Here is a 14395-nt window from a genome sequence, read left to right on the forward strand (position 1 = left end):
GCCCCGAGACCCGCATAATCCACCGAACCGCCGTATACGGACCCGTACGTACGGTGGTGTGGGAGGGGCGACGCCGCGAGGCGTCCCCCTATCCCGATTGATGCCGGAGCTCGTGCAAGTGGTCGTCCTGGCGAAGGCCAGGACCCATAACCATAGGATTGAGTTGCAGCAACGACTCGGAGTTACCTGTGGCTATGGGTCCTGGATCGGCGCTCGCTCCGCTCGCTGGTCCAGGATGACGGGAGGCTACTTCACCGGCCGCTTCTCGAGCTTCCTTGCCAATGTCCGCCGATGCATCCCGAGCCGTCGTGCTGCTTCCGAGATGTTGAAATCGGTCTCGATCAGCGTCTGGTGGATACGTTCCCATTCCAGCGTCTTGATTGAAGTCGGCCGCGCATCGAGCGCGACTTCGGTGTTGCCTTCGGCCTTGTTGAAGGCGGCCTCGATGTCGTCGGTGTTGGAGGGCTTTGCGAGATAATGGCAGGCCCCCAATTTGATCGCTTCGACGGCGGTGGCGATGCTGGCAAAGCCCGTGAGCACCACGATCAGCATGTCCTCATCGTGGGTGTGCAGGAGTTCGACGCAGGCAAGGCCAGAGGCGCCGCCGAGCTTGAGATCGACCACTGCGTAACCGAACGACCGTTCCTCCAGGACCTGGCGCACCTCTTCGATCGAGGCTGCCAGCACCACCACGTAGCCGCGGCGCTCGAACGAGCGCTTGAGCGTGCGCGCGAAGCCGGAATCGTCCTCGACGACGATGAGCGAGCGGTCAGGCGTCAAAACTGCCTCCGATCGCGAGCGTTGCGAGCGGCAAGGTGAGGCGGACGGTGGCGCCGCGCTTCCTGTGGTTCTCGGCCGTGACGCTGCCGCCGAGCTTGCGCACCACGTTGACCACCAGGAACAGGCCTAGCCCGCCGCCGGCGCGGCCCTTGCTCGAGTGGTAGGGCTTTCCGAGCTGCGCCAGCATCTCCGGCGCGAAGCCCGGGCCACGGTCGCTGATCGAGAGCACGAGATTGTCGCCCTCACGCTCGGCCACGAGTTCCACCCACTCACGCGAGACCTCGTAGGCATTGTCGAGCACGTTGAAGATCACCTGCTTCAGCGCCACGTCGGAGACGATCGCGACGTCCTCGCCGAACGTGTTGACGAAATACAGCGTGCGTGCCGAGCGTGCGTTGCGCCATTCCTCGACCAGCGCCGTCACGAAGGCCGTCACCGTCGTCGGCGACGAGCCTTCGCCGCGCGCTTCGCCGGCCGAGACGAGAATGCCCGTGACGATCGACTTGCAGCGCTGCAGGGAGGTCTCCATCTCGACGAGATCCTCGGCGAGCTCCTGGTCGGCGGCGAGATTCGGCATGCGGCGCCAGTCGCCGAGGATGACCGAGAGTGACGCGAGCGGCGTGCCGAGCTCATGCGCCGCGCCGGACGCGAGCAGGCCCATGCGGACGATGTGATCCTGCTCGGCTGCATGCTGGCGCAGCGCCGCCAGATGCGCGTCGCGTTCGCGCAGGTTCCGATTGATGCGGGTGACGAACACGACCAGCAGCACGGCGTTGAGGACGAAACCCAAAAGCATGCCGGCAACGGTGAGGCTGTAGGTTTCGCTGAGCGGATTGGGCGGCAGCTCGAGCGGCCGGTAGGCCAGCGTCAGCCAGACGAAGCTGGCGCAGGTCAGCGCGACCAGCGACCATGTCGAACGGGCATCGAGCAGCACCGCACCTAACGTCACCTGAAGCAGGAACAGCGAGGTGAAGGGATTGGTGGCGCCGCCGCTGAGGTAGAGCTGCGCGGTTAGCGCTGCGACATCGAGCATCAGCGCGACCAGCAGCTCGTTGTTGGTGATCGCGGCGCGATGGCGCACCCAGACGAGGCTCGAGACGTTGAGCAGCACCAGCGCGCCGATCACCGCGCCCATCCGTTCCAACGGCAGGGGGATGTCGAGGCCAAAATGCACGGCGCCGATGGTCACGATCTGGCCGACCACCGCGGTCCAGCGCAGCTGGATCAGCAGCGCCATGTTCTTGCGGTTGGTTTCGTCGTCGGTCGGAGCCGCGCCAATCAGTTCGCTGCGCGCGTCCGCCTGCGATTGCAGCGTGACGACAAGCTCGCCTCGGAAAGGCGACTTACCGTCGTCAGGTCGGCTCGACGATCGTTCCAGCATCTGATCCCGTCCTGCGGGCGGCGGTTTTGCCGGCCGGTTCGTGGACGAAGCGCCCGCGGCGGAACCGCCCGTCGCCGAATGTGACGAAAAGTTTACCGGCCAGCATGAAAGCGAGGGCAAACCACGTCAGCGCGTAGATCAGGTGGTTATTGGGAAAGCGGACCACGGTCAATCCGCCGATTGGGCCGGCGCCGGATTGTGATCCGGCGTCGGCATCGATGAAGAAGGGGGCGACATCGTGCAGGTCCCGCGCCGCGGCGATTGCGGCGACGTCGCGCGAATACCAGCGGTCGTGGACGGGGTCGTTGGTTCTCAGGAAGCCGCCTTTCGGCTCGCTCATCCGGAGCAGGCCGGTGACTTGGACCTGGCCTTGCAGATTGCCATCCAGCCGCGTCGATGCGTCGCGCCGCTCAGTCGGGACGAAGCCGCGATTGATCAGCACCAGCGTTCCGTCATCGCGCTCAAGCGGCGTCAGCACCCAATAGCCGGGGCCTTCCTCGGTGACGGCCTGAACCAGCGTCTCTCGGTCGTACAGAAAGCGGCCGGTGACGGCGGCGTGCCTGTATTCATCGCTTGCGGCGGTGACCGTCGGCCACGATGTCGGCGAAGGGATCGGCTGTGCGGCGGCATGGACGCGCTGCTCGACACGGTCGATCAGCGCCAGCTTCCAGGCGCGGCGTTCGATCTGCCAGACGCCGAGGGCGATCAGCAGCGCGAAAGCCGCGAGCGAGACCACCGTGAGCCACAAGGGGGGACGCGCAGCCTTGCCGCTTGCGCCCTTTGCCTTGCCTGTCACGGTCCAGGTCCTGCTCATTTCAAGGTCTCGCTCACTTCATCCCGGTCATCTGATGGATCGGCATCATGTTGCTGTTGAGGTGGCTCATCACCCACAGCGAACCGGACAGTGCGATCACGACCATGACGATGGTGAAGATCAGCGCCATCATGCTCCAGCCGTTCTCAGACTTGGTGTTCATGTGCAGGAAGTAGATCATGTGCACGACGATCTGCACGACCGCGAACGCCATGATGACGAGCGCGGTGATCTGTTTGCTCGGAAGTGCACCGCTCATCACCAGCCAGAATGGGATCGCAGTGAGCACCACCGAAAGCACGAAGCCGAGGAGGTAGGTCGAGAGCGAGCCGTGCGAGTGGTCGTCGTGATGATGGTCCGCGTGGACGGCGTGGGTGTCGGTGTTCATCGCAGAACTCCCAGGAGATAGACGAAGGTGAAGACGCCGATCCAGACCACGTCGAGGAAATGCCAGAACATCGACAGGCACATCAGGCGACGGCGGTTGGCCTCGATCAGGCCGAACTTCCAGACCTGCACCATCAAGGTGACCAGCCAGATCAGGCCGCAGGAGACGTGCAGGCCGTGGGTGCCGACCAGCGTGAAGAAAGCGGACAGGAAGGCGCTGCGCTGGGGCGTTGCGCCTTCATGGATCATGTGGGCGAACTCGGTGAGCTCGATGCCGATAAAGGCGAGGCCGAACAGGCCGGTGATGGCCAGCCACATCTGCGTCGCGCCGATGCGATTCTGCGCCATCGTCAGCATGGCAAAGCCATAGGTGATCGACGATAGCAGTAGCATCGAGGTGTTCACCGCGACCAGTGACAAGTCGAACAGATCCTTCGGCGCGGGGCCGGCGGCATAGTTTCCACCGAGCACGCCGAAGGTGGCGAACAGGATCGCGAAGATGAGGCAGTCGCTCATCAGGTAGATCCAGAAGCCGAGCGAGGTGCTCCAGCCTTCCGGATGCGGATGTTCGTCGGCGAGGTAGAAGATCGGCTCGCCCGATTGGGTGGGATTGACAGCGATCGTCATTTACTTGGCTCCGGCGAGCAGTTTGGTGCGCGCGTCTTCGATCCGGATGACCTCGTCGGCCGGGATGTCGAAGTCGCGGTGATAGTTGAAGGTGTGGCCGATCCCGACGGCGAGCATCGCGATGAAGCTCGCAGCCGCAAGCCACCAGATGTACCAGATCAGGCCGAATCCCATCGCGGTGGCGAAGCCGGCGAGGATGATGCCGGTGCCGGTGTTGCTCGGCATGTGGATCGGCTTGAAGCCGAGAAGCGGACGGACGTAGCCGCGCTTCTTCATGTCCCACCACGCGTCATTGTCGTGAACGACGGGGGTGAAGGCGAAGTTGTAGGCCGGCGGCGGCGAGGAGGTCGCCCATTCCAGCGTGCGCGCATCCCAGGGATCGCCGGTGACGTCCTTGAGCTGCTCGCGCTTGAGGAAGCTGACGGCGAACTGCATCAGCATCGAGAGGATGCCGAGGAAGACCAGGAAAGCGCCGATGCCGGCAACGATGAACCAGATCTGCAGGCTCGGATCGTCGAACACGCGCAGGCGCCGGGTCACGCCCATCAGGCCGAGCACATAGAGCGGCATGAAGGCGAGGTAGAAGCCGGTGACCCAGAACCAGAACGACAGCTTGCCCCAGAACGGGTCGAGCTTGAAGCCGAACGCCTTCGGGAACCAGTAGCCGATGCCGGCGAATGCGCCGAACACCACGCCGCCGATGATCACGTTGTGGAAGTGCGCGATCAGGAACAGGCTGTTGTGGAGCACGAAGTCGGCCGGCGGCACCGCGAGCAGCACGCCGGTCATGCCGCCGAGCACGAAGGTCAGCATGAAGGCGATCGTCCACATCATCGGCAGCTCGAAGCGAATCCGGCCGCGATACATCGTGAACAGCCAGTTGAACATCTTCGCGCCGGTCGGGATCGAGATGATCATCGTGGTTATGCCGAAGAACGAGTTGACGCTGGCACCCGACCCCATCGTGAAGAAATGGTGCAGCCAGACCAGGTACGACAGGATGGTGATGACCACCGTGGCGTAGACCATCGAGGTGTAGCCGAACAGCCGCTTGCCCGAAAAGGTCGAGGTGACTTCGGAGAAGATGCCGAACGCGGGGAGAACCAGGATATAGACCTCGGGATGGCCCCAGATCCAGATCAGGTTCACGTACATCATCGGGCTGCCGCCGAAATCGTTCGTGAAGAAGTTGGTGCCGACGTAGCGATCGAGCGAGAGCAGTGCGAGCACGACGGTCAGAACCGGGAAGGAAGCGACGATCAGCACGTTGGTGCAGAGCGAGGTCCAGGTGAAGACCGGCATCCGCATCATGGTCATGCCCGGCGCCCGCAGCTTGACGATGGTGCAGATCAGGTTGATGCCGGACAGCGTCGTGCCGACGCCCGCGACCTGAAGTCCCCATATGTAATAGTCGACGCCGACGTCCGGACTGTAGCCGATGTTCGACAGCGGCGGATAAGCCAGCCAGCCGGTGCGGGCGAATTCGCCGATGAACAGCGAGGCCATCACCAGCACGGCGCCGCCGACCGTCATCCAGAAGCTGAAATTGTTCAGGAACGGGAACGACACGTCGCGCGCGCCGATCTGTAGGGGCACGACGAAGTTCATTAGGCCGGTGACCAGCGGCATCGCCACGAAGAAGATCATGATCACGCCGTGGGCGGTGAAGACCTGGTCGTAGTGATGGGCGTTGAGGTAGCCTTCGGAGCCGCCAAAGGCGAGTGCCTGCTGCAATCGCATCATCAGCGCGTCGGCGAAGCCGCGCAGCAGCATCACGATGCCGAGGATCATGTACATGATGCCGATGCGCTTGTGGTCGACGCTGGTGAACCACTCGCGCCACAGATAGCCCCAGACGCGGAAATAGGCGAGACCGGCGAGCATGACGAGGCCGCCGGTTGCCACCACCGCGAAGGTGCCGACGACGATCGGCTCGTGCAGCGGCAGCGATTCGATGGTGAGCCGGCCAAAGATGAGCTTGAGAAGATCAGGTGACATGCGTGCTCTCTTTAGGAGTCTGACTTCGGAAATTGTCCGAGGAAGAAGGACGAAGATTTGAGCGGCGCGAAGGTCGGCCGCTTCAGGCCGGCGCCGAGCAGCGGCGCGGTGTCGAGCGGCGCCTTGATGGCCGCCGTCGTCTGGCCCTGCGGCGCCTCGGGCGTGCAGGTGCCGGCGACGAAGGTCGGCTCGGGCCCAAGCGTCGTGCCGCGGCGGGCGTACTTGTCGTAGGCCAGCGGCAGGGTGTTGTTGAGGCCCTCATGACCGAGGCCGCCCTTGGCGTCGATCGCCATCATCTCGCTCTGGCACATCTTGCCGGTCTCGACGCACATGTTGAGGATCAGGCGGTAGAGATCGGAGTCGATGGTGCCGTAGCGCCGCACCGGCTCGTTCTGGCTCGGCTTTTCGAGCTGGAGATATTCGGCGCGGCCGAGCGCGCCGCCGGCCGATTTGGCGCCGGCGATCCAGCCGTCAAAACCCTTGTCGTCGAGGGCGTGGAAGGCGAAGTGCATGCCGGAGAAGCCGGCGCCGCTGTAGTTCGCCGAAAAACCCTTGTAGGTGCCGGAATGGTTCACGACGGCGTGGAGCTTGGTCTCCATGCCCGGCATCGCGTAGATCTGGCCGGCCAGCGCGGGGACATAGAACGAGTTCATCACCGAGGATGCGGTGATGCGGAAGTTGATCGGGCGATCGATCGGCGCCGCAAGCTCGTTGACGGTGGCGATGCCGTAATCCGGATAGATGAAGAGCCACTTCCAGTCGAGCGCGACGACATCGACCTCGAGCGGGGCCCTGGACTGATCCACGGCGCGATCCGCGTTGATGCGGCCGAGCGTGCGGTAGGGGTCGAGCAGATGCGTGCCCATCCAGGTCAGCGCGCCCAAGCAGACGATGATCAGCAGCGGCGCCGACCAAATCACCAGCTCGAGCTTGGTCGAGTGATCCCAATCCGGCTCATAGCGCGCGGTCGTGTTGGTCTGGCGGTAGCGCCACGCGAACAGCACCGTCAGCGCCATCACGGGGACGACGATGAGAAGCATCAGGACGGTGGAGATGATGACGAGGTCGCGCTGCTGGGCAGCGATATCGCCGGCTGGCGCCAGCACGATATAATTGCAGCCGCTGAGTGCCACTGCCAAGGGTAGTAGCGCCAGGATCTTGAGACGAGACACGGGCTGAGCCTTATGAGGATGAGTTTCCTTTGCGGGACCAAGGGGTAGCTGCGACGCAGCAATCCGGACATTGGACAATTTGTCCAATGTTGCAGTGCGGAATGTTGCGCCAGACAGGTCCAGATTGCCCGGCGCCCGCCGGGCGGCCGGCATTGATTTTCAGGACGTTAAGGGCGCGACGCATGGCGACGGCACACACCCCCGCAATGGCAGACCTCCACTCGGGCGAGCATGGCCACGACCAGGCCAGTGCCGGCGAAATCGCCATCGGCGTCATCATCGGCCGCACCTCGGAATTCTTCGACTTCTTCGTCTTCGCGATCGCCTCGGTGATCGTGTTTCCGCGCCTGGTGTTCCCGTTCGCGAGCGAACTCACCGGCACGCTCTATTCCTTCACGATCTTCGCGCTGGCCTTCGTGGCACGCCCGCTCGGCACCGTCATTTTCATGACGATCGACCGCGAGTACGGCAAGACGGCCAAGCTGATCTCGGCGCTGTTCCTGCTCGGCACCGCCACCGTCGCGATCGCGTTCCTGCCGGGCTATCGCGAGATCGGCAGCGCCGCGATCTGGCTGCTGGCGCTGGCACGCATCGCGCAGGGTTTGGCCTGGGGCGGTGCCTGGGACGGTCTGGCCTCGCTGCTGGCGCTGAATGCACCGCCCTCGAAGCGCGGCTGGTACGCGATGGTGCCGCAGCTAGGGGCGCCGCTCGGGCTGATCGTGGCGAGCGCGCTGTTTGCCTATTTCGCCGGCAATCTTTCGGCCGACGATTTCTTCGACTGGGGCTGGCGCTATCCGTTCTTCGTTGCGTTTGCCATCAATGTCGTGGCGCTGTTCGCTCGCCTGCGCATGGTGACGACGGAGGAATATGCTTCGCTGTTCGAGACCCGCGAATTGCAGCCGTCGCGCATCTCCGACACCGTCGCCCGCGAAGGCCACAACATCATGCTCGGCGCGTTCGCGCCGCTGGCGAGCTTCGCGCTGTTCCACATGGTCACGGTGTTTCCGTTGTCCTGGGTCTTCCTGTTCACCCGCGAAAGCCCGGTGCGCTTCTTGATCATCGAGATCGTCGCCGCCGTGTTCGGGGTCGGCGCAATCGTGCTGTCCGGCGTGATTGCCGACCGCGTCGGCCGCAAGTCGCTGCTGATGGGCTCGGCGATCGCGATCGCGGTCTATAGCGGATTCGCTCCGCAGCTGCTCGATGCCGGTGCGTTCGGCGAGACCATCTACATGGTGATCGGCTTCATCCTGCTCGGCCTGTCCTTCGGCCAGTCCTCGGGCGCCATCGCCTCCAACTTCAAGCAGATGTACCGCTACACGGCGTCCGCGCTGACCTCCGACATGGCCTGGCTGTTCGGCGCCGGCTTTGCCCCGCTCGCAGCTTTGTTGCTCGCGACCAATCTCGGCGTCATTGCCTCCGGTGCCTACCTGCTCTCCGGCGCGTTCTGGACCCTGCTGGCGCTGTGGCTCAGCGGCCAGCGCGAGGCGGGCGATATGGACGCGGGCGGTTAACGTCAGCTGCGATATCGTCCTGGCGAAAGCCAGGACCCATTATCCCGACTGCTTATTGTTGAAGCACGCTGGAGCTACCAGCGTGCCTATTTCAGTATCCTGTGGTTATAGGTCCCGGATCTGCGCTTCGCTTCGCTGTGCTTGTCCGGGACGACAGTGGAGTGCCAGCCTCAACTATCCCACCCGCTGCCCTTGATCCCCGGATTCGCATAAACGATCCCGCCGTCGACCGCGATGGTCGCGCCCACCACGTAATCGCCCGCGCGCGAGGCCAGATAGATCGCAGTGCCAGCCATGTCCTCGTCAGTGCCGATACGGCCCGCGGGCACGCGCGTTGCGACCTCGTCGCCGTGGTCGCGTGCGGCGCGGTTCATGTCGGATTGGAACGGGCCTGGTGCAATCGCGGTGACCACAACGTGATCGGAGATCAGCTTCACCGCCATCCGCCGCGTCAGATGAATCAGCCCGGCCTTGCTGGCGGCGTAGGAATAGGTCTCCATCGGATTGACGAAAATGCCGTCGATCGAGGCGATGTTGATCACCTTCGCCGGCCGCTCTGCGGAAGCTGCCGCGCGTAATGCCGGTGCCAGCGCTTTGGTCAGGAAGAACGGCGCCTTGACGTTGAGATTCATCACCTTGTCCCAGCCGCTCTCCGGAAACTCGTCGAACTCCGCGCCCCAGGCCGCACCCGCATTGTTGACGAGTATGTCGAGCCTTTGCTCGCGCTTTTCGAATTCACTCGCCAGCAGTTCGGCGCCGGCAAGCGTCGAGATGTCGATCGGCAGCGCGATGCATTCGCCGTCATATTGCGCGGAGAGCTCCCTGGCGGTTTCCTCGCAAGGCCCTGCCTTGCGCGCGGTGATGTAAACCTTTGCCGCGCCTGCGCTGAGAAATCCCGCCGCGATCATCTTACCGATGCCGCGCGATCCGCCGGTCACCAGCGCGACGCGGCCTTTGAGCGAGAACAGATCCTTGAACATGACGCCTCCCTCTGGTTGGCGATGTTTTGAGCGGGGCGGGGAGGGGAGTCAAGGAAGCCAACCCTGCAGTCGTCCTGGCGAAAGCCAGGACCCATTACCCCAGGATTGAGGTGTTTGAACGAGCTGTGGCCCGAGCGCGTCGCAAAATGAACGGCGGTGGCAATGGGTCCTGGCTTTCGCCAGGACGACGTCTGAGTCCGGGACGACAGCGGAGATTGAGGCCTACGCCGCCGCAAAGCGGCGAAAGCCGTTCCACATCGCGGTCGCTGCACCCGAGGTCAACACCGGGAGAATTCGCGTGTCCTGGTAGTTCCCGTTGAGCGAGACGCGCGGCAGCGCGGTCATCTGGCCGGCGCTCTCGGCGAACAGCATGCCGGGCCGCGTCGTTACCGCAGTCTTGAAGCCGGCCGCCGCCGCCAGTGCGAATTCGCGATTCCCCGCCGCCTCGCGGTCGCCATAGGGATAGGCGAAGTGCAGTACGGGCGCCTGCAGCGCATGCTCGATCCGCAGCTTGCTCACCGCCATCTCCTGCGCGGCAATCTCCTCGCTCTGCCTGGCGAGGTTGCAATGGCTGATGCTGTGCGCGCCGATCGTGACCAGCGGATCGGCGGCGAGCCGCTTAACCTCGTCCCAGGACAGACAGAGGCTGCGGCACAGCGCAGCGATGTCGACGCCGTATCTGGCGCAGAGCGCTTCGATCTCGCGCTTGAGATCATGCTCGCCCGGCAACGCGCGCAGCCAGTCGTGCAGGCGGTCGAACGCTGCCTGCTTTGCCGCAGGTGACGTGGCATCGAGCCGCAGCACGGAATTGCCGATCTGCACGTCGACCTGATCCGTGTTGGCGATCACGGCTTCCAGCGCCGTCCACCACAGCCGTCCCGTGCCTTCGGCGAAATCGCTGGCGACATAGACAGCCAAGGGCGCGTCAAAATCGCGCAGCACCGGCAGGGCAAATTCGAGATTGTCGCGATAACCGTCGTCGAGGGTGAAGGCGGCGAAGCGGCGGTCGAAGTTGCCCTGCACCAGCCGCTCATGTAGCTCGTCCATGCTGACGATGTCGATATCGCGCGAGCTCAGATGGCTCAGGGTCGCGCGCAGGAAATCGGGTGTGACTTCGAGATGCCGGTTCGGCTGAAACGCGGCCTCGCGGGCCGGCCGCACATGGTGCAGCATGAAAATGGCGCCGACGCCCGCCAAAAGCGGGCGCAAAAGGTGGTGCGCCCCGCTGAAATAGAGTGCTCCCAGCCCGGCGCGGATAACGTTGTTACGCAGTTGTTTCATGACCCGGCGGCCGACCCCTGGCATTCCGCCTGCAACTTACGGTCACACCCTTGAAGAAAAAGTTATTCCAATTGTCCACGCAGGGTCTTCGGAAGGGCGCCATTTCCGGTTTGACAGCCTGCCAAGGGTTTGTTTTGTCTCCGGTTCCAGAGTTCGGGTCGTCGAATGCAAAAGCTTTTCAGGTGGGCCGGCAAATGGTGGCCAGGGTTGATCCCCCTTGCCGTCATGTGGGGATTTGCGGCTTGGAATAACACCTTGCCGGTGGAGGCCGACCTGTCGGCCCGCAGTTCCGCCGCGCTCAAGGAGACCGTTCTGGACAAGACCCGGATCGCGGTCGACGGCCGCGACGTCGGCCTGGCCGCGGATGCCTTCTCCGAAGAGGGTCGCCGCGACGCCGTGATGGCGGTCGAGATCGTGCCCGGCGTGCGCCTGGTCGATGACCGCACCCGCCTTGTTCCTGAGGCAAAACCCTTCGTCTGGAACGCCGAGCGGGACGTCGTGCGGGTGACGCTGTCGGGCTCCGCGCCCTTGCCGTCGATGAAAGGCCGGCTGACCGAGGCGGCCCGCAAGGAGGTCGGCGGGGTCGAGGTGGCCGATCAGATGGGCCTGGCGCGCGGCGCACCACCGCGTTTCGAGGCCGCCGCGATGCTGTTGCTCGACCAGATCGGCAAGCTGAAGGACGGCAAGATCACGATCTCGGACACCAAGGTCAATCTGGCGGGCATGGCCCGCGAACTCGGCGGCCGCGAGGCGATTGCAGCCGCGCTGAAGAACCTGCCCGAGGGTTTTTCGATCGCCGCCAACGACATCAAGGCGCCGCCCTACATCTTCCAGGCCTACAAGGACCCGGTTGCCGCGACGGTGACGCTGACCGGCTACGTGCCCGACAACAACGTCCACGCTGCGCTGGCGACCAGCGCGTCGCGGAAGTTCTTCAACGAAAAGATCGTCGACAATCTCAAGGCCAGCATCGGCGCCCCCAGCTCCTTCAACACGGTCGTGCTCGCCGCGCTTGGCGCGCTGTCGCGGCTGTCGACCGGCACCCTGGTCGTCTCCGATCGCGAGGTGAAGCTATCGGGCGATGCGCTGTACGAAGGTGCTGCCAACGACATTCGCGCCGGCCTCGGCAAGGACTTTCCAAAAGCCTGGCAATACAAGCTGGAGATCACGGTGAAGCCTGCGGCGGGGCCGGTCGATGGCACCGTCTGCCAGCAATTGTTCTCGGACCTTCTGGGCAAAGGCAAGATACGCTTCGCAGCGAAACGCGCCGACATCGATCCGGATTCCGCCGGCATCCTCGATCATCTGATCGAGACGGCACTGCGCTGTCCGACCACCAATATCGAAGTCGCCGGACACACCGATGCCGATGGTGAGGACGGCTTCAACCAGACGTTGTCCGAGAAGCGCGCGCAGGCGGTGATCGATTATCTGGTCAAGGCCGGCCTGCCCGCCAACCGCTTCACCGCGGTCGGCTATGGCAGCACGCAGCCCGTCGCCGGCAACGAGACCGACGACGGCAAGGCCCAGAACCGCCGCATCGAATTTCTGGTGAGGTGACGATGCCCTATCTCGTTTCGTTCCATCTGGGTTGGTTGATCGGATCCCTGCTGCTGGGGTTTGCGATGGGCTGGATTTCGGTGGTCCAGCGCGGCAACGGCACTTCGAAAGTGACCGCGCGCTGGCTTGCCGCGCTCGTCGCCGCGCTGGTCGCGGCCTCGCTCGCTCATGTTGTCCCCGGCCGCTTCGGCTACTGGCTCGATCTCGGGCTGATCATGCTCGCCTGCTATCTCGTCGGCTGCACCATCGGCGCTTGGCTGCGCGACCGCGTGGTCGCGCGCAGCATGCCAGTGGCCTGAAGCTCGGCCGCTCGACGCCAGCTCTCACGATAACTGATTGATTAACAAGCAGATTGCTTTAGAGACAACTCTGCGCTTGACCATAATACGTACGTACGTATTAATAACTCCATGCCAAAGCCGTCACTCAAAGACGCCATCCTCGACGCCGGCCTCAAGGTCATGTTTCGGACCGGCTATCACGGCACCAGCGTGCGCGACGTCACCGCTGCAGCGGGCGCCCCGCAGGGGTCGTTCACCAATCATTTCCGTTCCAAGGAGGCGTTCGCATCGGAGGTGCTCGACCGCTACTTCGACATCACCAGGGGACTGGTCGCCGAAGCCCTCGATGACGCCTCGCTGACGCCGCGCGCTCGGCTCAAGCGTTATCTCGACATCATCACCGGCCGGCTCGAGGCCGACGACTTTGGCCGCGGCTGCCTGATCGGCGATCTCAGTCTGGAAGCCGCAGGGAGCAGCGAGATGCTGCGCACGCGCCTTGCCGAAATTTTTGCCGAGTGGCGCATGCCGTTCGCGGCCTGCATCGCCGAGGCGCAGACGCGCAACGAGATCGCATCGAATTTCGAGCCGGAGGAGCTTGCCGACTTCCTGCTCGCGTCCTGGCAGGGCGCGATCCTGCGCATGAAGGTCGATCGCAATCCCGATGCGCTCGAACGTTTCAAGACCATCGCATTCCAAACGGTGTTCAGGGAACCGACATGAGCAAGCCAGCCGAAATCGAAATCCGCAACGCCCCAGTCCTCGGCAGCACGATGGCCTATCGCGAGATGAGCGTGCGCGATCAGCCGGTCGCGCTGTTCCTGCACGGCAATCCCACCTCGTCGCACATCTGGCGCAACATCCTGCCGCTGGTGGCGCCGGTGGCGCATTGTATCGCGCCCGACCTCATCGGCTTCGGCCAGTCTGGCAAGCCCGACATCGCCTACCGCTTCTTCGATCATGTCCGCTATCTTGATGCATTCATCGAAGAGCGCGGCATCAAATCGGCCTATCTCGTCGCGCAGGACTGGGGCACTGCGCTCGCATTTCATCTTGCCGCGCGCCGGTCGGATTTCGTTCGGGGACTCGCCTTCATGGAGTTCATCCGGCCGATGCCCCGCTGGCAGGATTTCCATCAGGCCGACGCCGCGCGTCACGCCTTCCGCAAGTCCAGGACGCAGGGCGAGGGAGAAGCCATGATCCTGGAGGCAAACGCCTTCGTCGAACGTGTGCTGCCCGGTGGCATCGTGCGCACGCTCGGCGAGGACGAGATGGCGCCTTATCGTGCGCCCTTCCCGACGCCGGAGAGCCGCCGCCCCGTCCTCGCCTTTCCTCGTGAGCTGCCGATCGAGGGCGAGCCGGCCGATGTCTGCGAAGCGCTCAATTCGGCGCATGCCTCGCTCGCTGCATCCTCATATCCAAAGCTGCTGTTCACGGGTGAACCGGGAACGCTCGTCGCCCCGGATTTTGCCGAGACGTTCGCTGCCTCGCTGAAGCACTGCGCGCTCGTCCGCCTTGGGCCCGGGCTGCATTATCTTCAGGAGGATCATCCCGACGCGATCGGCCGCTCGGTCGCCGGCTGGATCGCCGGCATCGAGGCGGTGCGTCCGCACGCGGCCTAAAACT

The 14395-nt window shown here is 64.0% G+C and carries 14 protein-coding genes; 5 read left to right on the top strand and 9 right to left on the bottom strand.

Annotated elements, in window-relative coordinates; translation table 11 throughout:
• Window positions 1-246: 246 nt before the first annotated feature.
• Genes IVA82_RS16160 through cyoA form a run of 7 tightly spaced genes read right to left on the bottom strand, consistent with a single transcriptional unit; the run spans window position 247 to window position 7159 of the window.
• Complete coding sequence (locus IVA82_RS16160; RefSeq protein ID WP_247383157.1) at window positions 247-780, bottom strand: response regulator transcription factor; 534 nt, start codon at window positions 778-780, stop codon at window positions 247-249.
• Window positions 770-2161 (bottom strand): ATP-binding protein, encoded by a 1392-nt coding sequence (locus IVA82_RS16165; RefSeq protein ID WP_247383159.1) that lies wholly within the window; start codon window positions 2159-2161, stop codon window positions 770-772. Before IVA82_RS16165 ends, IVA82_RS16160 begins: the two co-directional genes overlap by 11 nt.
• Window positions 2133-2975, bottom strand: a complete 843-nt coding sequence (locus IVA82_RS16170; protein ID WP_247383160.1) for an SURF1 family protein — start codon at window positions 2973-2975, stop codon at window positions 2133-2135. The genes IVA82_RS16165 and IVA82_RS16170 overlap by 29 nt, the downstream gene beginning before the upstream one ends.
• A 13-nt stretch (window positions 2976-2988) precedes the next feature.
• Complete coding sequence (cyoD, locus tag IVA82_RS16175) at window positions 2989-3363, bottom strand: cytochrome o ubiquinol oxidase subunit IV (RefSeq protein ID WP_247383161.1); 375 nt, start codon at window positions 3361-3363, stop codon at window positions 2989-2991.
• Window positions 3360-3989, bottom strand: a complete 630-nt coding sequence (cyoC, locus tag IVA82_RS16180; protein ID WP_247383162.1) for a cytochrome o ubiquinol oxidase subunit III — start codon at window positions 3987-3989, stop codon at window positions 3360-3362. Before cyoC ends, cyoD begins: the two co-directional genes overlap by 4 nt.
• The gene (cyoB, locus tag IVA82_RS16185) at window positions 3990-5987 is read right to left on the bottom strand and encodes a cytochrome o ubiquinol oxidase subunit I (RefSeq protein ID WP_247383164.1); all 1998 of its coding nucleotides are present in this window, start codon (window positions 5985-5987) and stop codon (window positions 3990-3992) included. It lies immediately after the preceding gene.
• A gap of 11 nt (window positions 5988-5998) precedes the next feature.
• Complete coding sequence (cyoA, locus tag IVA82_RS16190; protein ID WP_247383166.1) at window positions 5999-7159, bottom strand: ubiquinol oxidase subunit II; 1161 nt, start codon at window positions 7157-7159, stop codon at window positions 5999-6001.
• 182 nt (window positions 7160-7341) lie between these two features.
• Between cyoA and IVA82_RS16195 the strand changes: the two genes are divergently transcribed.
• On the top strand, window positions 7342-8670 hold the full coding sequence (locus tag IVA82_RS16195; RefSeq protein WP_247383168.1) for an MFS transporter: 1329 nt from the start codon (window positions 7342-7344) through the stop codon (window positions 8668-8670).
• Between the two features lie 170 nt (window positions 8671-8840).
• Here the strand turns inward: IVA82_RS16195 and IVA82_RS16200 are convergent, their stop codons facing one another.
• Together IVA82_RS16200 and IVA82_RS16205 are read right to left on the bottom strand one after the other, a co-directional pair.
• Window positions 8841-9650 carry an SDR family oxidoreductase gene (locus IVA82_RS16200; RefSeq protein ID WP_247383169.1) on the bottom strand — a complete coding sequence of 270 codons (810 nt, stop codon included), beginning with the start codon at window positions 9648-9650 and terminating at the stop codon, window positions 8841-8843.
• Window positions 9651-9872: 222 nt separating this feature from the next.
• Window positions 9873-10931: a polysaccharide deacetylase family protein gene (locus IVA82_RS16205; RefSeq protein ID WP_247383170.1), complete on the bottom strand. Its 1059-nt coding sequence runs from the start codon at window positions 10929-10931 to the stop codon at window positions 9873-9875.
• Between the two features lie 165 nt (window positions 10932-11096).
• Between IVA82_RS16205 and IVA82_RS16210 the strand changes: the two genes are divergently transcribed.
• The 4 genes from IVA82_RS16210 to IVA82_RS16225 all read left to right on the top strand — a co-directional run bounded on the left by IVA82_RS16210 (window position 11097) and on the right by IVA82_RS16225 (window position 14391).
• Window positions 11097-12491, top strand: a complete 1395-nt coding sequence (locus IVA82_RS16210) for an OmpA family protein (protein ID WP_247383172.1) — start codon at window positions 11097-11099, stop codon at window positions 12489-12491.
• A gap of 2 nt (window positions 12492-12493) precedes the next feature.
• Window positions 12494-12790, top strand: coding sequence for a hypothetical protein (locus IVA82_RS16215; RefSeq protein WP_247383173.1), 297 nt, complete (start codon window positions 12494-12496; stop codon window positions 12788-12790).
• Window positions 12791-12901: 111 nt separating this feature from the next.
• A complete protein-coding gene (locus IVA82_RS16220) occupies window positions 12902-13492 on the top strand; it encodes a TetR/AcrR family transcriptional regulator (RefSeq protein ID WP_247383174.1) in 591 nt (196 codons plus the stop codon).
• Entirely contained in the window at window positions 13489-14391 is a 903-nt protein-coding gene (locus IVA82_RS16225) for a haloalkane dehalogenase (RefSeq protein ID WP_247383175.1), read from the top strand. Before IVA82_RS16220 ends, IVA82_RS16225 begins: the two co-directional genes overlap by 4 nt.
• Window positions 14392-14395: the final 4 nt, after the last annotated feature.

Origin of the sequence: Bradyrhizobium sp. 142 (assembly GCF_023074015.1) — a bacterium.
Classification (GTDB): Bacteria; Pseudomonadota; Alphaproteobacteria; order Rhizobiales; family Xanthobacteraceae; genus Bradyrhizobium.